This is a genomic window from Rathayibacter festucae DSM 15932, assembly GCF_004011135.1.
GTDB classification, from domain to species: domain Bacteria; phylum Actinomycetota; class Actinomycetes; order Actinomycetales; family Microbacteriaceae; genus Rathayibacter; species Rathayibacter festucae.
This window is the reverse complement of the sequence record NZ_CP028137.1, coordinates 985,784-1,005,800: the sequence shown is the minus strand read 5'-3', so window position 1 is coordinate 1,005,800 and position 20,017 is coordinate 985,784. Positions and strand designations below refer to the sequence as shown.

Sequence of the window (20,017 nt, the reverse complement as noted above, 5' to 3'; positions counted from 1 at the left end):
CTCAATATGAAGTGGAGGGGCAGTTCTGTCAACGCTATTTCGGGTAGTTGATGATGCGACCGCACCGGCAACGTGGGTGACCTGGTGGGCGCGCGACCTCGGCACCGTTGCCCAGGGTGAACAGCTCGCCCAGTGGCTTCGTCACGCCGTGGAGCGGTCGACAGAGGAGACATGCGCCGAGCAGGGCGTCCCACGTGCTGCTCTCGGCGCCGGACTGGACCGCGAAGTCCTCGATGCCACGCTGGTAAGCGTTCACGCTCTCGGTCTGCGCGATCATCTCGGCACGCTTCGGGTTTGCCACCCGAGCACGGATGCGAGCGGTCATCTGCTCCAGGTTCTCGCCCTGCGCGATGCTCGACTGGATCGACTGCTGGATGTAGCGGCGTGTGGTCGAAGTGATGTCCTTCACCAGCTCCGCCGTGTACTTGCCCGCTGCCCTCTGGATCGACTCACTGAGTGTGCTGAACCCGAGCGGTCGCAGGTAGATCTCCTCCCCCGCGTTCGCGCCGATCACCGCCAGCTCGACGAGGTGGTCTTGGATCGCCGCGGTGAGCAACGCGATCTCGACGGTCCACAGCTCGTCCGACTCAGGCGGCACGGCGGACGCCTGGACCGTGCGGAACTGCACCTCGGCCCAGTTCACGATCTGAGGGATGCGCCCGGACAGCCCGAGCAGGTAACCGTTCACGTCGGCCTGCAGGAGGGCTTCCTCGCGCACGAGCCGCTTGAACGTGGCCGGCGACGCCTTGTAGCTCGCCTCCCAGGGCTCGCTCTCGCGGATCGCGGCCGTCAGGTGCGCGTGGGCGCTAAGCAGCCTTGCTTGACGGCTCATAGAGCGCGGCCTCAACGCTCGCCTTGAGCGCCTTCAGTTCCTTGACGGTGGCGTCAGCTTTGACGTCCGCCTCCTCGGTCTTCACGACGACCGGCTCAGGCTTCTCGTACAGCTCAGCTAGCTCCTCGTCGTCCACCTCTTCCCAGCCGATCGACTTACGCAGCGTGTTCTCGTCTCCGGCACGCGGGTGCAGGGCACCAGCGGTCACGTACTTGGTGACGGCCTCACTGATGAGGGATAAGTTCTCGTCGCTGGTCTTGCCCACGCGGAGGGTCGGGTACTCCACGTCGGTGAAGTTCAGGTCGACGATCAGGCGCACGGCCGTCTGCTGCACGGCGTCGCGCAGGGTGTTGGCCACGTTCTGCGTGCCCATGTCGAACAGCCGGCTGTGGTCCTCGGACGCGCCCTTGGTCCCGCTGGACCCAGACGCACCGATCTCGAGGAACTGAGCCAGGACGTTCTTCATGATCTGCCGGTCGTGGTGGTTGATGCTCGGCTCGACGTCCTTGAGCGTCGCTGCCTTCATGTCCATGAACTCGACAACGTAGCCCTCGGGGTGCTCAATGTAGGAGCTCTCGTTGGCGCGGAGGTTGCGCGCTGCACGGCGGAGCTTGTCCTTGTCTGCCTTCTGCGCTCCGGCTGGTGTGGTGATCTCAACGACGCCGAGGCTCTGGCGCTCGTGGCCGATCGCGTCGATCTTGTAGAGCTTGTCCTTGATGTACCAGTGCTTGTACGCGGACCGAAGCAGCGAGCGACCAGCCCTGTTGTCACCCTCCTGCTTGTGCGTGATGCGGAGGATCTTGACCTCAGGGATGGAGAACCGGCCGTTGTTGGTGACCTGAGTCACACCCTCACCGCCGCCTTCCATCTCCCAGCTCTTGATCGTGGTCTGCTTGCGGAAGCTGATCTTCACCAGCGCGATGCGGAGCTTGCCGTCGATCGTGCGGGGCTCGAAGACCATCTCAAACAGAGAGAAGCCCATCTCCAGGTAGGTGAGGGCTTCATCCAAAAACTTCGCCCAGTTGACGAGGTTGAACAGGCACTCCTTCACGAGGTCGCGGACTTCGATGTCCTTCTCGTCCTCGCTCGCGGCGTCCACGTCCCACTCGGCACTGATGACGGGGAACTTGAGCGCGTCCAGCGCGGCGTTCACCGTGGCGTCGTTGCGGCGCATCTCGTCGAAGACACGAAGAGCCTGCTCCCCCTGAAGCTTCCAGTTGTACTCTTCGCCGATGATTTGACCGGACGCTACTTGAGTGCCGGACTCACCGACTTCTTTCATCAACTCTTTTCGTTTGAATAATGCCATCTGCCACTGAATGTACGCTAAAAGCTCTCGTCCATCAATCCCGCGAACTCGCTATCGTCGTCGCTATCTTCGTAGTCGTCGATCGGCTCCACGCGTTTCACAATTAGGTCAGTCATCGCATAACGCCCGGCGTCCATCGCATGGTTGAAAAGGTCGCGCGGCACGTTCATGGGCTGGCCGTCGCGGTCCAGCTTCCAGAGGTAGTTGCGCTCCTCCTTGATGAGATCGGTGTCCTGGTCCAGTACGTAGACCTGCTGCGACTGCACAGTACCCACGCCGTTGAGCACGGAGTCCGCGCCCTTCACCGCGCCGATGATCGGCACCCCGTAGCTCTTGATCTCCTCGATGCTCTTCGGTTCGCTGCTGTCCCCGACGACGAGCACCTGCTCTGGCTGGTCGAGGATGAGCTTCGCGATCTGCGCGTTGCTGAGGCCCTTGGCGTAAGCGATCAGGACCCAGAGGTAGCCGCCGTTGTACTCGTAGACGTCCACGATGGCCGTGGGATCGTTGGTGTAGCCGAAGTCCAGACCGCGGCGCATCAGCCGTGCTTCGGGCGGGATCGCCTGGAGGTGGATCCAGTTCGTCATGATCTGCCCCTCGTTGCGGCCGACGTTGCCCAGGACGTAGACCTGGCGGTAGTTCTCGTCGATCCGGCCGTTCTCCTCGATCTCGCGGACCAGGGCGGGCTCGAGCGCTTCGTTGTCGCGGTAGGTCAGCTTGAGGAAGTCGTGCTTGCGGTGCGGCATCAGCTTCTCGTGCGCCCAGAACGAGCCGACCGGGTTGAAGTCGACGATGATGACCTTGCGGGTACGGCCGGCGAGCTGGCGGTAGATCGGCCAGCTCACGTTGTTGGCCTCGTTCACGAAGAGGATGTCTCGGCGCGGACCGTGCGCCTTGCTGGCGTCGTCCACGCTGAAGAACTCGATGATCGAGTCGTTGTCGAAGCGGTAGACGAACTCCGAGCGCGACCAGGAGCCCTCCTCCCAGTAGTGCTGCATCCGCATGATGTTCTGGAAGTCACGGATCGCACCTAGCTTGAGGTGAGGCAGCGACTCGGACACCACGCTGATGACGAGCCCAGGGTTCGACTGCGCGGTGTGAATCAGGTACGCGAGGATCGAGAACGTCTTCGACGCGCTCGTGCCGCCCTGGATGATGCGGAGCCTCCGGCGGAGGCCGCTGATCTTAGTGAGGGCCGTCGTCTGCTGGAGTGTTGCCGCCATCAGGATCGTCCTCGTCGTCGTCTAGGACGGTGAGAGTTGCTGGAGCGAGGCCGACCAGGAGCGGCACCGGTGCCTGCTTGAGGTCGACGTCCATGTCGATCTTCGTTCCGTAGCCGTACTTCGCGAGCCAGTCCGCTGCCTTGAGGTCGCCAGTGGCAGCACGGATGATCGCCGCCTTGATGATGGCGATGGCCGGCGCACCACGGAACTCTTTGAAGCCACGCTCCGGGTCGGGCAGCAGTGCCTCGAAGTCCTCATCGTTGAGCATCTGCTGGATACGCTGACTGAGGCTGATCGAGCCCTTGGGGCGACCGGCAGGATTGCCCGAGACGCCAGGCTTGAACTGGGTGGCAGCGCCCACGGAAGGGTCGACCCCTGAATTGAGGAGCTTCTTGGGCTTTTCGCCTGCCTGTTGGTCGCCTGATTGTGCGGGCTGTGTCATCTGACTCTACTTATGCCACAAGCTACGGAAAAATGGAACCTTCTTCCTGTGCTCCGGCTTGTTCTTGAGCTTCCGCCTCAGAGAATTGGGAGACCATCCTCTCGCCTCAAGGAAATCATAAACGACTGCAAACGGGATTAGTGGCAGGATCCTCAAAATCCGTCCCGTGGAGGTAAGAAAGGCATACCAGCGAGCGATCTCCCCGTCGCGGGAAGTTCGACGCAACAAAAGACGAACACCGAACGCCGATAGATACTTTCTCTTGTAAGGCAACTTCAAAAGCGCCCGCTTTCGCCAGAACACGCCATCCACGTCATTGAAAAAGATGAGCAAATACATAGAGTTGTCAGGGTACTCGAGGTGAATCAGTTGTCTTCGACTCTCTCCAGGATCAAGTGTTTCACGATTCCAGAACTCATCTTCTACTAATCCGTTGTGTTCGGGAGCGATTACTTTTGAGTAGTCAGTACGTAGTGAAAGACGCAGGAAATAAATCGGCACTTCACCAATGTTGCGGTATTCGATTTTCAGGTTCTGGCCATGTTCGGTCAACCGAAGCACATTCTCAGATTCGTCGTAATATCCAATCGGTCCCATGAATCGGGCGCTCACTACAAACTTGTCGGCCAGCGTCCGGCTACGTCGCCTTGCCTCGACTCGCCACAGAATTAGAGCCAGTACGAAAGCGCCCACTGTACCCACAGCAGCGAACCAGTCGGCCGCACTTCCCCAGTCCCAGCTGTCGTACCCGAACCACTGAGCAATCCCGTCCCAGAACCCCCGCGCATCCATGGCCAGAGCGTACTGGTCAGCTCTCCACCACGTAGTCCACCAGCGCCTTCGCCTTGCAGCGCCTGCAACCCTTCACCTTGAACCACGCCCTGCCAGCGAAGCCGGTGTTCTCCACCGTCACGGTCTGCTTGAACGTCTCCCACGTGTGGGGGCAGGTCGTCGGCTTGGTGCGTGCGGTGCGTCGAGCCTCAGCCGCGAGCCGGATGCGAGCGTGGAGGGAGGAGCGGAGGGCGGCGAGGTGGTCGGTCACCCGATGAGGTCCGGGTTCTCGTGGATGTTGCCGATGACCTCTAAGGACGCACACGTCTTCCCGTCGAGGTAAGGATTGGAATACCCGCCGTGGCTGATGTCTCGGAAGCCGTCGTCCTTGAGGTGTAGCGCGACACAGTCGGTCTGATAGCGACCATCGCGGAACGACACTGACCAACGAGCGAAGTCGTAGACAGCGTTGTACCCGCCGAGCAAGATGTCGCCCTCGTAAATTTCCACGCCGTTCTTGTCCTGAAGGCCAGTGAACTGCATGAGCGCCTTCGGGGCGTCGTAACCTTCGGTCGCGTTGCCTTCCTTGATGGCTTGCATCATAGAAAGCTTCCAGCCGGACGAGTACGTGATGTACCCATCTTCGGCGGTGTACGCCATGCACATGTTGCCGCTAGTGCCATCCCAAAAACGAAACTTGATCTCGCGGCTCATCGTTTATTCCTCTGGTCGAACCAGACGGCGATGCCAGTGACGATGAAGATGATGGCGAAGATGACTCCGACGACGATGTAGCTCTGTAGTGTGACCATTAGGGTGTTCCTTGTTTAGTTATGCTTTCACTATGCGCCTATCGCTTCAAATAGTCAATACTATTCTTGCGTTACAGGAACTGCTCATACTTGTCGCTCGTATAGACCGACCACGGCGTGAACGATCCGCGCGCTTGATAAATGCGCCAAGCGTTCGCCAAGTTGGTCGCCGGATCCAGCAGCGCGTCGCAGTCCGGTCGCCCGGCCAGCACACGGACCTGCATGAGCCCGCAGCTCATCCCCTCGCGCCGGCCGCTCCCCTGGTACGTAAGACTCAGGTCGCCGATCGCACTCGGGTTGCAGCCGCTCTCGGCTCGCATCACTGCGAGGGCCACATCGACGTCCCACGCGTACTGCGCGACGAGCGGTCGGTACTGCTCACAGCCGCTTGGTGCTGTCGTTGCCGCCACGACCTGCGTAGAAGCTTCCGGCTGCGCGATGGGCGCTGGAGCGAGTTCTTGTGCCGTCTGCTGTTCTGGCGCGGTAGAGACGGCGTCTACTGGCGTTGCTGTAAAGACGCGGAGGCCACGGCTTCGTTGACCTGCGCCATGTTCTCGCTCCGCAACGTCCAGCCGGTGATGACACCAGCGACGGCGAAGGTCATGATCGCGACGAGGAGCCACGGTAGTGCGACGCCGAGGGCCACGGTACGCGGCTGCTTCGGCATGGCTGGTGTTGGTGCGTTGGTGTGTGTGGTGCTCATATTCAGTTATCCTTGTTTACTTGTGCTTACTTGACTGTTGCGAACGTGACCTTAGCCGGCGTAGCGTAGTGTTTGATCGATATTAGGTTTGACATGTTGGTGTTTCCGTTTATGTTTTACATGTCTTGTTATACGCTTAGTGTGTGCAAAAGTCAATACTATTTACGAGCGATATGGGGCATCGCTCCCGAGCACGTCAACGAAAAGTTCGAACTTCTCGTCGTTTGAAGTGGCGATGTCGAGCCCGTGAAACGTGTCCTCCCTCGCGCCAGGCCCTGCCACTACCTCTCGAAGGTGGTAGTAACCATCTTCGCCAATCGGCCAGTCCAGCTCAACGTAGGGCATAATGCCGCGTTTGCCTGCACGAACCTTTGCAGCAACCCGCCCGAACGGACCTCCGATTAGGCGCAACTCATGCTCTTCCTTAAAGGCCGGGTGCTTCAACACAGGAGCTTCCGTCATTGCGCGGCTGTAGATGGCAGTATAGATTCGGGCGTCTTCAAGCTCGTAGTTGTAGTCACCCTCTCGAACAACTCTCATGCCCTCGTACACGATAGATCTCGCCAGATCGAGGGCAACTACTTCCTCGTAAACACATTCAACGAGACGCCAACCAGGCATATTCTGGAACATGGACCTCTCGAATCCGAGGGCGTATCCCTGTCCGCCTCCCGCGTAACCACGCCACTGACTGAGTGAATCAGGATCGGACGAGAAGGACACAACAAAGTAGTTCACTTCAATCCAACGATTGAAGTTATCCGCCGCCATGTAAAGCGCCGAGGCAAGGTCGTCGTTCTCACGCCTTCTAGCCTCACGTCGAAGAACATCCACGATCAGATTTAGGAATTGCTGGACCTCCTCTGTGTCATTCATGTGGCGCGCATGCGAAGCCCAAAACTGCTTGCTTTGCATGATCGCCATCGCTCCGGCTGCATCCGTGTAGTGCCACATCAGGTTCGTAGGGACGGCGCCGTTACGCGGGCGAAGGTTTTTCACAGACCGACCGTATCCCTCAGATCCGCCGCACGGCGTTCGCCCACACCCACGCGTCGAGCTTCGTGCCGTCCGACATGCTCCACTCGACGTGCACAGCTCGGTCGTTCCACTCGATGGCGAACGCGTCAGTGATGACGGGCTGCTCTTGGAAGCGCACCCAGACGCGCACAGGCACCGCCGGCCCCCGCTGCACGGGGTGGTTGGCGACGTCGAGCTCCTCAATGGTCAGGGACACCGGTACCGGCCGTACTGCCGCTTCGGTAACGCGCTGCTGCGTCAGGCGGTCGTAGTGGTCCGCGTAGCGTCGGTTCGATCCCATGGCGGCCAGAGTAGAACATACGTTCGAACGGGTCCAACCTCGGCGGCGTGTCCTACGTTGGTGGCATGGACCGTAGGTATCAGGTATTCATTAGCTCGACCTTCATCGACCTAGTTGAGGAGCGTCGCGAGATTATCCAAGCACTGCTAGAGATGGATTGCCTTCCAGCAGGGATGGAGCTATTCCCGGCAGCAAACGAGGACCAGTGGACGCTGATCAAAGGTGTCATCGATCAGAGCGACTATTACCTCGTAGTCCTCGGTGGCCGCTACGGCAGCACGACTGAAGACGGTATCAGCTACACAGAAATGGAATACGACTACGCAGTCTCGAAAGGCATTCCGGTGATGGGGTTCGTTCACGGCGATCCGGGCAGCATTCCGAAATCTAAGCTAGATCTTGATCCCGAACTCCAGGCCAAACTATCTGCGTTCCAAGACAAGGTGCAGACTCGTATGGTGAAGCGATGGACCACTCCTGCCGAACTGGGGTCCGTAGTAACTCGGGGGATGATCGCTCTGACTAAGAACAACAAACGCGATGGTTGGGTTCGAGGGAATCTCGCCATGACCGAGGAGGTTCGAACACAGATTGCCGAGCTTCAGGCGCAAGTCGCAAAGGCCGAGAAGGCTGCCGTCGTCGCCGACAATGGAACGACCAGCGGACTCGATACGTCCTTCGCCCACGGGCAAGACATCGTCAGATTGCTCTACCAGGCGACGCTTTCAGACCACTCTAACAAGATGTTCTCAACTTCAGGAGGTTACGAGGTCAGTTGGGACTACATCGTACGTCGACTAGGTGTCTCAATGCTCGCTGAGGCGCCTGAGAGATTGCTTCGCGAGCGCCTCAATGCGAACATCTCAAGTAAGTTGAAGCGAGATGTCTTCACCGACTACAAGCGCGTCTCTGCGACGATAACGGATGACAGTTGGGGTACGATCATTATTCAACTTCGCGCACTAGGCGTAATTACCACCGGCACCAAGAAGCGTACTGTTTCAGATAAATCAATCTATTGGGCTCTTACGCCGGCCGGAGACAAGTATCTAGTCGGGCTTCGTGCGCACAAGCGGCCAACGGGAGATGACCCAGTAGTTCAGGAGTCCGGAGAGTCCGAAAGCGACGAGTAAGTGCTGCCCCTCCTCCCCTACTACTGAGGAGACCACCCGCTGAACCGATCACAACCTACTCGTACGTCACGGCCAATGCTCACGAGGCTTCCCTCGGCTTGACAGTTGGGTTCTGTTCCAACCGTGACTTCTTGGTAGTTCGAGCACTCTGTAAGAGAAGCGATTTGACGTTTAGTCACGGCTCGCTACACCTGAGGGTGCTCGCTCTTGCTGCCTTGGCTTGTTCTTGCACTCCACGTAGGGACAGGGGTTACGGCTAGCGGTGCAGTTGGTTGAACGAAGTCTGCGCCTTCGGTGTTATGAAAGTATTTACCAAATTGCAGGACTGTCGTATAATAAAGGCAGCATCGAAGGTCACCCCGCTCTACCCGAGCGGGACTTCTTTTCCCTATCTAACTTGATGATCCAGTGGCTTCTGCATCGAAGGTCACTGAACTGTGCCTGATTATGAGCTAGCGGAATCGTTTAGTCAATATCGCTCTAGCCAAACCGCCCTCATTCCCTCATACTTCGTCGTATATGGGCGGCGACTTTCACAGACTCACCAACAGGCAGTACACAGTGCCGCCAGACATCAAACGCCCGCAGAGCGCGGTGGACGCTGAGCGGGCGGAAGGTCTGAAGCGAGAGCGCTACCAGTCGCAGGTTGTTGAGCGATACCGGCGGTATGCCCCGAGGAAGCGACTACAGACCGAAGTTCAGCCAGAAGACGCAGGAGACGACAGCGAAGGTGCAGAGGGTTAGTAGCGTCTCGCGTTCAAGGTTGCGGCGATGAGGATAGCGGTGAGTTGTGCGGTGGTTGATCCGACGAGTCTTAGGACCAGCCGGCTTCCGACGTAGTGGAGTCAGGTCCAGGATCTCCCCTGTAGCTGTGTCGACAATCATGCCGCGAATTCCCACGAGTCCGCCGCCCTACACCACTGGCGATTGACCTTGATCTCTATCGGGTTTTTCGTGAACCGACTGAATGGGCGTGGAACCACCTGTTCGCTGTACCGTTGCCTTTTGATTCCGAGTTTCGTCATTGCTTGTTTTCCTTGTTTAGTTGTGTTAACAGTATGCGCTCACCTCGAGAAATAGTCAATACTTTCGTGACGCTTATTCGAAGATCAGGCCGGCGAACTCAGACGCTGTCGAAACCAGAAAAAGCTCTGGGTCGTTATGTTCGTACTGTTCAAGCATCCAACGTAGCTCGCGCGCTCTCCTGTCGTCCTGAGCGACAAATAGGACCGATGGGATGAACGCTTTCGACGCCCGCTTCGCTGCCACGTACGCGACGAGCTTCTGCGTGATCTTCGTCCGGCTCTCGGTCCCGCGGTCTACCTCCAGCCACCAGTGCCTGTACTCCTGCTCGAACATGTCCGAGATCTGGAAGTAGAGGTCTGGACGGACTACCACGCTGCCGATGGTGCGGTGGCTGTCCGGCTCTGTCTCCACCATGTCGAAGCGGTACCGCGGGGCCACAGCCCGGCGCAGCACCTCAATGTAGGCGTCCACGATCGCCATGGTGTGGTGGTTCACCGCCTTAGAAGGGGCGTACCGTCCGTCCTTCCCCGCGAGTCGCCAACCGACGCTGCCGAGCTGGTAGACGTACTGGCCACTACCTGCCCCCGTCCCGCCGATCATGCGCCGCTCAATGCGTGCCAGGACACCGCGCTCTATCAAACGATTCAGAGCCCTGTAGACAGGACGCTCCGTCAGTCCTTCGAAATGCAGTGCACGGACGTGACCCGCCGCCAGCTGCCCGAAGCGGCCAATCGACAGCACTATCTGGCGGTCCCGGTCGAGAAGAATCATGCCAGTGACTATGAGGCACGGTAGTACGCGTGTCAACGCACCGCGCAGCACCGTGCTGGCGCGGATCCAGGGGGCGTCGAAGCAGACGTCAGGAGGACAGCGATCCGGACACCATGCAAAGCGACACAATCGCGACCTTCTCTAACTGTGGAAAAGTCCAGACCATTCCGACCAATAATCGTATTGACTATTCCCAACATAAGCGCATAATAAGGTGCAGGAAGAACGCGGGGCACAAGATTGAGGCCTGACAGCAGTTCAACCATGGACATCAATGATTGAGCGTGTGACTGAGTGGTTTACTCGGTGGGTAATAGATGAATCATGCTAAGCGACTGGTAGCTCCAGCGGTGACCATGAGGAGCCCGGAACTGTTGATGGTACGAGTAACCGACAGCCAGCTATTGTCCTGAAACCACTGCGCCACGCGCTCAACGAACTAAACAAGGGGGACACGATTAGGACATTAACACATGGAAGAACAAGGCACCTGGAAGATCTCTAAGAAGGAGAAGGGCAGCAAGCAGGTCCACTACAGCGACCGCTACGACCCGGTACTACGCGCAGCACTACAGACGCTCGCAGACCGTGAGACGCAGCGCACCGGAACCAAGATCTCGGTATCCACCGTGATCGCGAACCTGACCACCCGCAACGGATCGTTCGCGATCGAGAAGCGCAAGGAGATCAGACAAATATTAAGAACACTGAAGAAGGAGAACACACATGGCTGAGGAGGTACCAGCACCTAAGAAACTTGCCGAAGCCCTCGTAGCGTTCCGCGCAGTAATGCCGGTCGTCAAGCGTGGCACGTCAGGTCAGGCAGGCTCACGAGCGTACAAGTACGCAGACCTGGCCACCGTCGAGGAGACCGCCCAGCCGCACCTCGCAGCGAACAAGCTAGCGATCACGCAGCCGATCAACACAGAAGAGAACGGGTTCACCTACCTCAGCACAGTCATTCGGCACGAGTCCGGTGAGAGCGAGACAAGTCGTCTGCGCATCCCGATCGAGGGCCTACGACCGCAAGAGGTCGGATCGATGATCACCTACTACCGACGCTATGCGTTCACCACCAATCTCGGCATCGCCATTGAAGGCGAAGACGATGACGGTGACGCCGCCGAAGGATCGAAGGTGGCCGTCAGCCGAAAACCTGCACCGTCCACCACGAAGCCGGCCAGCGAGAGCCAGGTCACGCTGATTGAGTCTCTAGCGAAACGCAAGGGTAAGGACGACGAGTGGGTCCTGAGCACACTAGAGAAGGTCAAGAGCAGCGCTCACGCTTCAACGGTCATCGACAAGCTGCAAGAGCTTGAGGACGCGCAGTGATGCAAGTCTTCGAGTACTACAGCGATCACGAGCAGGACATGATGGCGGAAGCCAGGATCCTGGAGCACGAAGAGCGCAGCACGGCGGTAGGCACCTGTCGAGCGTGCCTGCGCGAGAACGAGCAACGAGACAGTGACGGCCTATGTGCCCACTGCGAAGACCAGCCAGCGCGAGCATTCCTGCTCCCGCTACTGGCACCAATTAACTAATGGGCCGAGCCCAAGGAAACATGGCAATGCCGAAACCACTTAGCAAGATCAAGTTCCATTCGATCGCACGAGACATCAAAGACGGACGTCGCACGGTCGCCCAGATGGCGGAGTTCCACCACGTGTCACAGCAGACCATCCGAACCGTGAAGCGCACCAAGACGTGGCCGGGGTTCGTCCAGGCGAAGCAACAGCGCACCAGCTACATCGCCAACGCGAAGGACCGGAAGTTTCACGCGGCGGAGAAGGCCGGGCTCAAGCCTGTGCGCCACGCGACCGCACCAGTGCTGACCGGAGTCGAGAAACGACTCCAGGACGGGCTGAACCAGCTGGCTCAGACTCCGACCCGCGATGAGTTCGAGTCAGCGATCAAAGAGATCAACCTTCGGCTGGACCGACACGTCACTATGATCTCCGCGAAGAGGGACCGGCGCACTTGGCCGTGGGGCAACCGCTGATGGCTGGAACGGTAGCTGGAGGACGTAAGGCACGCGAGAAGAACCTTGCGCGAGATCCAAACTTTTACAAGCGCATCGGAGCGATCGGTGGGCACAACGGAAACACCGGAGGCTTCGCAGCCAATCCCGAGCTAGCGCGTCTTGCGGGCATCAAGGGTGGTCGCATCTCACGACGGCGTAGACGCGCGCTTGCAGTCGGAGACGTCGTGAGGGTCCGTGAAGACACGCCAACGTGGGTGACCGAGACATCACGGGGTCGCAGCGGAGTGGTCACTGAATTGAACCCCAGACACGAGTTTCAGGTCAGCGTGACGATAGACGGCACGACCGAGCTGTTCCGGGACTCCGACCTGGAGCGGGTTCGGTCATCGTTGAAGCGCGCGGCCTAGACGTCGCTCGCCACCGAGCAGTGGCGGCACACGAACACCAGGACGTCGAGGGAACGGTCAGCGTTCAGCGCGCGGATGAAGCCAGGCTCCAGCCGGCGCCGCTCACACGCAGTGCAGTAGTACCGATCGAGTCCCTGCGACTCCATGTAGGCGACCACGCGGTCACGGAGCGAGTCCGGACGCTGGATCGCCTGACGCGTCGGTCGTCGACCCAGACGGGTAGCGACCACACGCTGCACCTGACGCTCCGAGATCGAGAGCCCCAGCTCCTCCTTGATGAAGCGAGCTGGCATGCCCTTCTGGGCGTAGTAGATGATCTCCTCGATGTCGTAGCGGTCGTGCATAGATAGAACCATTTAAACACAAGGAGGCACATGATCAAACTGATATGCATAGTCGCGTTCGCACTACTAAGCGGAATCGTGTCGATTTACGTCGGAACGACGTTCGGAACCACGCTTCAAGCGGTACTGATACTCCCACTCGGCCTGGCTTTCGGCATCGCGGGAAGCTGGGTAGGTGACAAGTTGTCGGAATAGTGTCGAGCCGTAAAAGGTATCTTCTGCGACGTCCCCACCAGGGGTCGCAGAAACGACGCTAGCAATACCACAGACTTGCACTTTGTCAATTAGTTCAAAAGTTAGACGCGGCGGGAAGTTGATGTTCTGGTAACCGCATCACGCAACCATCGCGGCGTTCTGTCAAAGAAGACAGCGACGACGATTTTTCCACAGGTCGCGGCTTGAACCGAGCGTGCGGGACTAACTAACCGTTGGTGTCGTACACCCGCCGTTCGCTTCGGGCCGTGGGTCAGGTGGACTGCGGCGTCGGGGTAGCGGAGCTCGACTGCGTCACATCAGGCGTCGGCGTCTCGGTTGCGACAGCAGCCGGCTTATCAGTGACAATCGCGGTGATCCACGCCGCCGTCACCGGAATGATCGAGATGACGAGGTAAAGGAGTCCAAGGTAGATCAGTAGTAGACCCGAAGCAGTGATTCGCTGCCATAACGCCGAACTCTTGTCCAGAACGATCGCCTGCGTTACCTTTGCGAACCCGGTGAGCATTTCAGAGAAAGTTGCATCGGCACCAGCCAGTTGAGCGTCAGGCTTGTCAGGCGGCGTTTTCGGTAGTTCACGTTCAAGACGGCCTGCATGGTTGAGCCCGAGCGTATAAAAGACGAGGCCGATCACTATGAGTGCAGGCCCCACAGCGACAAGGAATAGCGGAAGTAGCAGCACGTCCATCTCAGTCCTCCATCGGTCTGGTGGCCGAAGGATACATCCGCGCTCCGCTTTGCGAAAGAGAAAAACTGAACCAACACCGAAGGAGGTGATATGTACCAGAAAGAACTACAACCAGGAGCTGCGCGATGATCGCGCTCCTCCACCGCGTCCTTCACGAGATCGGGCGCTGCCCGCGCCAAAGAGCGCATCACCCGTGCGACGGCGGTGAGCGCTGCGGGTGGGACGTATGAGCGAGCGTCAGCAGCCGATCGACGTCCCCACCAACGCTGAGCTCCTAGAGTCGATCCTCACTGTCGAGGGATCGTTCGGAGACAGCTACAGCCGCTTCCACGCCTACTCGCTCCGAAACATCGGCTTCCTCGCCATGCAGGGCTGCCCACCTGAGCCCGTCGCCACGTTTAAGCGCTGGCAGGAGCTTGGCTACCACGTGAAGAAGGGCGAGCGGGCGTACTCGATCCTCCGTCCCATCACCGTGAAGGTGAAGGGCGACGAGAGCGAGACGCCTCCACCGCCAGACGCTGAGCCAGAGCAACCCAAGATGATGCGCCGCTTCAAAGTTGTTCGTGCGCTCTTCCACTACGCGCAGGTGGCCGGCGAAGGTGAGCTGCCTCCGTACGTCTCGCCGAACTGGGATGAGGCTCGAGCGCTTGAGGCGCTCGATGTGACCGAAGAGCCGTTTCGGCTCTATAACGGCAACGTGATGGGTTACGCCTACGACCGCACGATCGCTGTCTCCCCTGTCGCTCCGTACCCGTTCAAGACCAAGGTTCACGAGCTCGGCCATGTGGTCGCCGGTCACACCGACGACGCGTCTGACGACGAGGACGAACGCGAAGCGATGCACCAGGGCGTCGGTGAGTTCCAAGCCGAGTCGACCGCGTACCTGACACTGCACCAGCTGGGCGCGGAGGACCAAATGGACCCGAGCGAGAGTCGCGCCTACATCCAGAGCTACCTGCGGGGTCACGATCCGACAGAGGTAGAAGTGCGCCAGGTGTTCAACGCAACCGATCGCATAGTTCGGGCTGGACATATTGAAGCGGAGGAGCAGGCATGAGCGACTTCCCACACGGGCACCGTGACCATTCCGGGTGGTTCTGCTCAGACCCGGCCTGCGTTCACGAACAAGAACGTAAGGAAAAGGAAGTGAACGAGTTCATGCGTGGCGCTCGGGTCATCGAGTCGAAATCCGGTATGACCATCACGAATCTGCAACCTTCGTGGGTGCAGCAAAGAGACGGGAGCTACATCTCGATCGAGCGCGCACACGAGATGAACCGCGCTCAGCGCCGAAAGCTCGGGATTCGCTTATAAAGTCTTGACCCAATCGGATAGAAGTGCGAATATCAGAACAGCCCTCGAAGACTTCACCAGGCGGTGAGCGTCAACACCGTGGCAGACGTTTAATGCTCGCAACGTTAATAGAACAGCCGCCTCGCACCTTTCAGAATCAACGGCAGACATGCACATGGGAATCGTGAAGGAAGAACGATAGGCAAAAGTTTAGGCCGATGAGAGCGGTGACCGAGAGGTCCCGCATGGGGACATTCCTCTCCAATAACTCTCCCAACTGCGACGTTCGAATCGTCGCCCCGTGATGCAGTCGTTGAACCGTCCGGCTCGTTCCGTCGCCGCCCATGTTGAGGGGCGGGGACCGGACGGTCCGGACGGGCGCATTCCTCGCAGTGTGCGCTCCGATCTCCCGGTCGACGGGTACCTACCCTCCACCCGTCGACCTCCTAGTTCCACGCATGGAAACCCACCTTGCGTGCGTGGAACTAGGAGGACACAACCATCGAACGAACCACTCCACCGCACTTAAGAGACCCGGCCCTCTTCGGGCTGGAGACGCTCTATGCGTTGCAGCCGGCCGAGACCCGCTCCGAGCACGTAGCTGGCATCCAGAAACATCACTCTGAACTCGTAGAGCGCGTGGGCTGGGTGAACCTCCTGCGTGAGGACCGGAGCGTCGGTCTAGAGGAGGCCGAGGCCAGTCCAGAGTTCTGGGCTTGGGCCGCGGAGAACGAAGACACGACGGACCAGGTGCTCGACGAGCTGGTCCGGTCGCTCGGGCTGCAGGCTGACGCTGCGCTGGCTCAGCTCTCCCTCGCTGGTCTGACTGATCGGACACTGCTCCTGCGCAGCCGAAAGCAGGGTGACGGAGCGCTCCATGCGTAGGGCGATGCTGCCCAACTCGGAGTCGGTGATCCAGCAGCGGGTCTGCCTCTACCTGAAGACGCACTACCCAGACGCCATCTTCCGCTCTGACTTCGCCTCAGGACTCAAGCTATCCATTGGGCAGGCGACCCTCCACAAGAGCCTGCAATCCAGTCGCGCCTGGCCCGACCTGGTGATCTACGAGCCACGAGGAGGTCTTCAGGGCCTGTGCATCGAGCTGAAGCGAGACGGCGTGGTCGTCTTCAAGAAGGACGGAACGCTCCGTGCGGACGAGCACCTGCAAGAGCAGGCGGCCATGCTCGACGCGCTCCGACAGCGGGGCTACCACGCGAGCTTCGCTGTGGGTTACGACGCCGCTGTGGGCCTGATCGAGGAGTACTTCCAGGAGCGCTGATCGCTGGTGTAACTGCGTGACCGACCGGTCGCGCTGAACACCCACGATCAGGGAGACGTCATGACGACCGCGCTCGTACTACCGGCAACTGAAGACCCGTACCTCTGCGACCTCACCAGCGCAGAGCAGATCCACTCACTCGTCGACGGCTGGTTCGAGATCCTCGACCTCATCGAGCCCGGAGCGACGCTCTGGATCAACGACGAGGCCGCGCTCAACAACAAGCCCTTCAACCAGCACGCGATGTGGCTGCTCCTGGCCCACTCGCCCAACGTGACCGCTAGCCCGTTCCTCCGCGGCTCCATCGTCCTCACTGGACCGATGCACACCAACGAGGACGGCCTGAGCGACGTGGACGAGTACTTCGTCGACCTCGTCATCCGCGGCTCGCGGTTCACCGCTGAGGTGTGGCTGAAGGACGCGACCGACTGGAAGGACATGAACATGCCGTTCGACACCTGGAAGTCGGCGTACCAGTCCGTGCTGAGCTTGAAGGAGCGCTGGCCCGACGTCGAGCGAACCCGAGTTCGTCCGCTCCCCTGAACGTGAAGACCCCGCAGCCAGCGGGGTTTCTTCTACAGCGGAGGGTTGACCGCGTAAGTGAATACACGCATATCGTCATATCCACTGCGCCTGTGGTAGCGCTCGTCAGCACGGATAGCGACTGCGATCGAAACAAACTCGGAGACGTCCCACTCAGTGAACTCGTATTGGAGCGTCACGTTTTCGCCTGACGCCCGTCCTCCCGCTCGGAATGCGGTGGGAAACCAGATTGAGTCTCGCTTGGCTACTCCCCACTGGATGACGCGACCACGAGAGTCTGACGCAGACGCAACAAAACTGACAGAGTCGCCGACGTTCACCCGAATTGGATCGACGTGCCGTTCATTCTCCTTGAAGCCAGCGCGCCCTAGATTGTCTTCGACCTTCTCAATGAGCGGATAGAACTCACGTGATGGATCTTCTTCTTCCCTGTTCAACGCAACCAGATTCCTTATGTAGCCGGCAGTACCGGACAGCAATTCCTGTTCATATCGCACCACTGACCTGTTGTGAGCAACTGTATTGCGAACTCTCTTGGCGATTCCAAAGTACGGCTTGATCGAACTCCAGTCACCGAAGATCGGCTTGAACTTGGCCCAATCCTGCTCCAAAATTTCTATAAGTTCGTATAGGTCGGTGTATTCAAGCAGATCAGTCGACACCCTGACGCCACGTCGGCTCGACTGCTCAACGGCGACACGTTCTTCAAGCTTTTCACGGGGCTTGGTCTTCGGGAAAGACAACCACTCGTCGCCAAGTCGAGACCGCACAACAATGCGCAAGACTGTTTCGATTGAGCGCAGGGCCTCAGACGGATCCATGTTCAAAACGTATCGCAGAAATGAAGGGGCCCCCACCCTCCGCGAGCAGTCTGGTCGCTCAAGCGGAAGGTGGGGGCGTCGGTGGACCGGTCAGGAGTTGGGCTTGTAGCCCTTGCGACGGCCCTTGAGGCCATCTGCGTTCTCCAGCACGGCGCTGATGTTCGGCGCGAGCTTGTTGAACTCGGCCAGGGTGACGACCATCTCGGTCGTCTGCCCGTTGCGGATCTCCAGCGACACCAGGTTGGCGGCGGGCTTGAGATCCTTGACCTCGATCGGGAGAGCGTCGAACTGCTTCGGCTCATCGAGATCGGGGTGGCTGCGGACGACGATCGTGACGATCTCGTCCTCGGAGGCTTCGGCACCGGTGAGGTCCGAAACCCTGATCTGGCGGAACCCCATCGGGATCACACTCCTTATGTCAAGACGGGCACGGGGTGTACTCGTCATGCCACTACTAAGAAGCATTTGTGTCGGCGCGTAAATGGTAGAAATCACAACAGACTTAACGACCCCCGTTTGAGACAATAGAAGTACACATGCAAGTCCAATTCGATCTCGCCGCCTACGTCACTGCTTCCACTCGCGAGAGCGGTGTTCCATTGAAGGTCGAGGATCAAGCAGTCATCACCTCGACTGCGACCATGGTCGCAGCGCGCCGAGCTGAGCGCCTCTCCGTCGCCGCCTAACGGCGCGGAACGTCCGGTCGCTCCCGGTCCCTCGTAGACCCGTTTCCAGGCTTCTCAGGGCCGTCTGACGCGTGGTGTGCTTGGCTACTTGTTACGTCGTCCAGGAAGAGGACCCCGCGGGTCGCGCGCGCGACGGCTCCCGGGCGGATCCTCCCGCTGCCTCCGCCCACGATCGCTGCTGCGGAGGCGGAGTGGTGCGGGCTCTCGAACGGCGGACGGCGGACGAGGGTCCCGCCGGTGTGCTCGCCGACGAGCGAGCGCATGCAGGTCGCCTCGAGTGCCGCCTCGTCGTCGAGATCCGGCAGGATCCCGGGCAACCTCGAGGCGAGCATCGTCTTCCCGGCTCCGGGCGGACCGAGGAGGAACACGTGGTGACCGCCCGCCGCCGCGGCGATCATCGCGGACGCCGCTTCCTCGTTGCCGATCACGTCCGCGAAGTCGAGCCGGGACTCCGGCTCACGAACGGCTGGAGGCGTTGCGGAGCGCTCCGGCAGGACCGGCACGTCCCACTCCGCCCCGTGCCAGACGGCGGCTGCCGCCAAGGACGAGACCGGGATGACGTCGACACCGTCCACCAGCTCCGCTTCGAGCCGGTCGTCTTCGGGCACCATCACCCTGTACCGGCCGGCCCGCGCCGCGGCGAGCACCGCGGGCAGCACGCCCGGCACCGATTGCAGCCGCCCGTCGAGCCCGAGCTCGCCGATGTGCACGACCGCTGCGACCGATTCCCGGTTCACCTCCCCCAGCGCCGCCAGCGCCGCGAGCCCGATCGCGAGATCGAACGCGGACCCGTGCTTGGGCATCGCCGCCGGCGACAGGTTCACCGTCATCTTGTACTCCGCGATCCCGCTGCCCGAGTTGATCGCCGCGGACCGCACCCGCTCCTTCGCCTGCGACAGCGCCGCATCCGGCAGCCCGATGATCACCATCCCCGGAGTGCCGTCCGCAGAATGCGCCTCCACACCCACCACGGCACCCGTGAAGCCGACCAGACCGACCGCGGACGTCCTCCCCAGCCCCATCACGCCACCGCCCGCACATGACGCACCTGCGACGGCACACCCTCCGGAGCGACGATCCCGACCGCGTCGATCCGCAGATGCCGCGACCGCTCGTCGTGCTCCCGCGCCCACGCATACGCCAACCGCCGCAACCGCTGCGCCTTCACCCGCGTGATCGCCTCGATCGGCAACCCGAACCGCGTCGAGGACCGCGTCTTCACCTCCACCACCACCAACGCCGCACCCTCGCGCGCCACGATGTCCAGCTCCCCCTCCCGCACCCGCCAATTGCGGTCGAGGATCTCGAAACCGCGCTCCCTCAGATGCGCCGCAGCGATCTCCTCGCCACGCCGGCCCAACTCGTCCTTGTCCATGCAGAACCTCCCGAGGGAAGGGTCGCGGAGGGAGAAGGGGCACGGGG

The 20,017-nt window shown here is 60.1% G+C and carries 26 protein-coding genes; 8 read left to right on the top strand and 18 right to left on the bottom strand.

From position 1 onward, the window contains the following. Positions 1 to 34: 34 nt before the first annotated feature. From C1I64_RS04755 to C1I64_RS04705, 11 genes are all read right to left on the bottom strand, one after another. Positions 35 to 832, bottom strand: a complete 798-nt coding sequence (locus C1I64_RS04755; protein ID WP_127886373.1) for a phage minor head protein — start codon at positions 830 to 832, stop codon at positions 35 to 37. Continuing rightward, positions 807 to 2,141 carry a phage portal protein family protein gene (locus C1I64_RS04750; protein WP_127886372.1) on the bottom strand — a complete coding sequence of 445 codons (1,335 nt, stop codon included), beginning with the start codon at positions 2,139 to 2,141 and terminating at the stop codon, positions 807 to 809. The genes C1I64_RS04755 and C1I64_RS04750 overlap by 26 nt, the downstream gene beginning before the upstream one ends. Before the next feature lie 17 nt (positions 2,142 to 2,158). Then, positions 2,159 to 3,364, bottom strand: a complete 1,206-nt coding sequence (locus C1I64_RS04745) for a PBSX family phage terminase large subunit (RefSeq protein ID WP_127886371.1) — start codon at positions 3,362 to 3,364, stop codon at positions 2,159 to 2,161. Then, the gene (locus C1I64_RS04740) at positions 3,327 to 3,806 is read right to left on the bottom strand and encodes a DUF5681 domain-containing protein (RefSeq protein ID WP_127886370.1); all 480 of its coding nucleotides are present in this window, start codon (positions 3,804 to 3,806) and stop codon (positions 3,327 to 3,329) included. Before C1I64_RS04740 ends, C1I64_RS04745 begins: the two co-directional genes overlap by 38 nt. Before the next feature lie 6 nt (positions 3,807 to 3,812). Beyond that, positions 3,813 to 4,598 carry a hypothetical protein gene (locus C1I64_RS04735; protein ID WP_127886369.1) on the bottom strand — a complete coding sequence of 262 codons (786 nt, stop codon included), beginning with the start codon at positions 4,596 to 4,598 and terminating at the stop codon, positions 3,813 to 3,815. Between the two features lie 16 nt (positions 4,599 to 4,614). Next, positions 4,615 to 4,848 carry a hypothetical protein gene (locus C1I64_RS04730; RefSeq protein WP_127886368.1) on the bottom strand — a complete coding sequence of 78 codons (234 nt, stop codon included), beginning with the start codon at positions 4,846 to 4,848 and terminating at the stop codon, positions 4,615 to 4,617. Beyond that, positions 4,845 to 5,291: a YopX family protein gene (locus C1I64_RS04725; protein WP_127886367.1), complete on the bottom strand. Its 447-nt coding sequence runs from the start codon at positions 5,289 to 5,291 to the stop codon at positions 4,845 to 4,847. Before C1I64_RS04725 ends, C1I64_RS04730 begins: the two co-directional genes overlap by 4 nt. Before the next feature lie 169 nt (positions 5,292 to 5,460). After that, complete coding sequence (locus C1I64_RS04720; protein WP_127886366.1) at positions 5,461 to 5,799, bottom strand: transglycosylase SLT domain-containing protein; 339 nt, start codon at positions 5,797 to 5,799, stop codon at positions 5,461 to 5,463. A gap of 86 nt (positions 5,800 to 5,885) precedes the next feature. Beyond that, a complete protein-coding gene (locus tag C1I64_RS04715; protein ID WP_127886365.1) occupies positions 5,886 to 6,092 on the bottom strand; it encodes a hypothetical protein in 207 nt (68 codons plus the stop codon). A gap of 162 nt (positions 6,093 to 6,254) precedes the next feature. Continuing rightward, positions 6,255 to 6,968: a DUF2971 domain-containing protein gene (locus C1I64_RS04710; RefSeq protein ID WP_164874439.1), complete on the bottom strand. Its 714-nt coding sequence runs from the start codon at positions 6,966 to 6,968 to the stop codon at positions 6,255 to 6,257. Positions 6,969 to 7,107: 139 nt separating this feature from the next. After that, entirely contained in the window at positions 7,108 to 7,410 is a 303-nt protein-coding gene (locus tag C1I64_RS04705; RefSeq protein WP_127886363.1) for a hypothetical protein, read from the bottom strand. A gap of 65 nt (positions 7,411 to 7,475) precedes the next feature. Between C1I64_RS04705 and C1I64_RS04700 the strand changes: the two genes are divergently transcribed. Next, positions 7,476 to 8,543, top strand: a complete 1,068-nt coding sequence (locus C1I64_RS04700; RefSeq protein ID WP_127886362.1) for a DUF4062 domain-containing protein — start codon at positions 7,476 to 7,478, stop codon at positions 8,541 to 8,543. Between the two features lie 1,098 nt (positions 8,544 to 9,641). Here the strand turns inward: C1I64_RS04700 and C1I64_RS04695 are convergent. After that, positions 9,642 to 10,340, bottom strand: a complete 699-nt coding sequence (locus C1I64_RS04695) for a replication-relaxation family protein (protein WP_127886361.1) — start codon at positions 10,338 to 10,340, stop codon at positions 9,642 to 9,644. A 473-nt stretch (positions 10,341 to 10,813) separates the two neighbouring features. Here C1I64_RS04695 and C1I64_RS04690 point away from each other — a divergent pair, with 473 nt between their 5' ends. The 3 genes from C1I64_RS04690 to C1I64_RS04680 all read left to right on the top strand — a co-directional run bounded on the left by C1I64_RS04690 (position 10,814) and on the right by C1I64_RS04680 (position 12,339). Beyond that, the gene (locus C1I64_RS04690; protein WP_127886360.1) at positions 10,814 to 11,074 is read left to right on the top strand and encodes a hypothetical protein; all 261 of its coding nucleotides are present in this window, start codon (positions 10,814 to 10,816) and stop codon (positions 11,072 to 11,074) included. Beyond that, complete coding sequence (locus tag C1I64_RS04685) at positions 11,067 to 11,672, top strand: ERF family protein (RefSeq protein WP_127886359.1); 606 nt, start codon at positions 11,067 to 11,069, stop codon at positions 11,670 to 11,672. Before C1I64_RS04690 ends, C1I64_RS04685 begins: the two co-directional genes overlap by 8 nt. Positions 11,673 to 11,901: 229 nt before the next feature. Further along, complete coding sequence (locus tag C1I64_RS04680) at positions 11,902 to 12,339, top strand: hypothetical protein (protein WP_127886358.1); 438 nt, start codon at positions 11,902 to 11,904, stop codon at positions 12,337 to 12,339. A 385-nt stretch (positions 12,340 to 12,724) separates the two neighbouring features. On the opposite strand, the gene C1I64_RS04670 is transcribed toward C1I64_RS04680, so the two are convergent. Next, positions 12,725 to 13,072 (bottom strand): hypothetical protein, encoded by a 348-nt coding sequence (locus tag C1I64_RS04670; protein ID WP_127886357.1) that lies wholly within the window; start codon positions 13,070 to 13,072, stop codon positions 12,725 to 12,727. Positions 13,073 to 13,538: 466 nt separating this feature from the next. Next, positions 13,539 to 13,973 carry a hypothetical protein gene (locus C1I64_RS04665; protein ID WP_127886356.1) on the bottom strand — a complete coding sequence of 145 codons (435 nt, stop codon included), beginning with the start codon at positions 13,971 to 13,973 and terminating at the stop codon, positions 13,539 to 13,541. Positions 13,974 to 14,199: 226 nt separating this feature from the next. Between C1I64_RS04665 and C1I64_RS04660 the strand changes: the two genes are divergently transcribed. The 4 genes from C1I64_RS04660 (at position 14,200) to C1I64_RS04645 (ending at position 17,088) form a co-directional block, all read left to right on the top strand. Continuing rightward, complete coding sequence (locus tag C1I64_RS04660; RefSeq protein ID WP_127886355.1) at positions 14,200 to 15,030, top strand: ArdC family protein; 831 nt, start codon at positions 14,200 to 14,202, stop codon at positions 15,028 to 15,030. Beyond that, complete coding sequence (locus C1I64_RS04655; protein WP_127886354.1) at positions 15,027 to 15,287, top strand: hypothetical protein; 261 nt, start codon at positions 15,027 to 15,029, stop codon at positions 15,285 to 15,287. Before C1I64_RS04660 ends, C1I64_RS04655 begins: the two co-directional genes overlap by 4 nt. An 868-nt stretch (positions 15,288 to 16,155) precedes the next feature. Beyond that, entirely contained in the window at positions 16,156 to 16,545 is a 390-nt protein-coding gene (locus C1I64_RS04650; RefSeq protein WP_127886353.1) for a PDDEXK family nuclease, read from the top strand. Between the two features lie 60 nt (positions 16,546 to 16,605). Further along, positions 16,606 to 17,088: a DUF3846 domain-containing protein gene (locus C1I64_RS04645; RefSeq protein ID WP_127886352.1), complete on the top strand. Its 483-nt coding sequence runs from the start codon at positions 16,606 to 16,608 to the stop codon at positions 17,086 to 17,088. A 32-nt stretch (positions 17,089 to 17,120) separates the two neighbouring features. On the opposite strand, the gene C1I64_RS04640 is transcribed toward C1I64_RS04645, so the two are convergent. The 4 genes from C1I64_RS04640 to C1I64_RS04625 form a co-directional block, all read right to left on the bottom strand. Beyond that, the gene (locus C1I64_RS04640) at positions 17,121 to 17,909 is read right to left on the bottom strand and encodes a hypothetical protein (protein WP_127886351.1); all 789 of its coding nucleotides are present in this window, start codon (positions 17,907 to 17,909) and stop codon (positions 17,121 to 17,123) included. Between the two features lie 90 nt (positions 17,910 to 17,999). Beyond that, complete coding sequence (locus tag C1I64_RS04635) at positions 18,000 to 18,308, bottom strand: hypothetical protein (protein WP_127886350.1); 309 nt, start codon at positions 18,306 to 18,308, stop codon at positions 18,000 to 18,002. A 283-nt stretch (positions 18,309 to 18,591) separates the two neighbouring features. Continuing rightward, on the bottom strand, positions 18,592 to 19,617 hold the full coding sequence (locus tag C1I64_RS04630) for an ATP-binding protein (RefSeq protein WP_127886349.1): 1,026 nt from the start codon (positions 19,615 to 19,617) through the stop codon (positions 18,592 to 18,594). Further along, positions 19,617 to 19,970: a YraN family protein gene (locus C1I64_RS04625; protein WP_123704773.1), complete on the bottom strand. Its 354-nt coding sequence runs from the start codon at positions 19,968 to 19,970 to the stop codon at positions 19,617 to 19,619. Before C1I64_RS04625 ends, C1I64_RS04630 begins: the two co-directional genes overlap by 1 nt. Between the last annotated feature and the right edge of the window lie 47 nt (positions 19,971 to 20,017).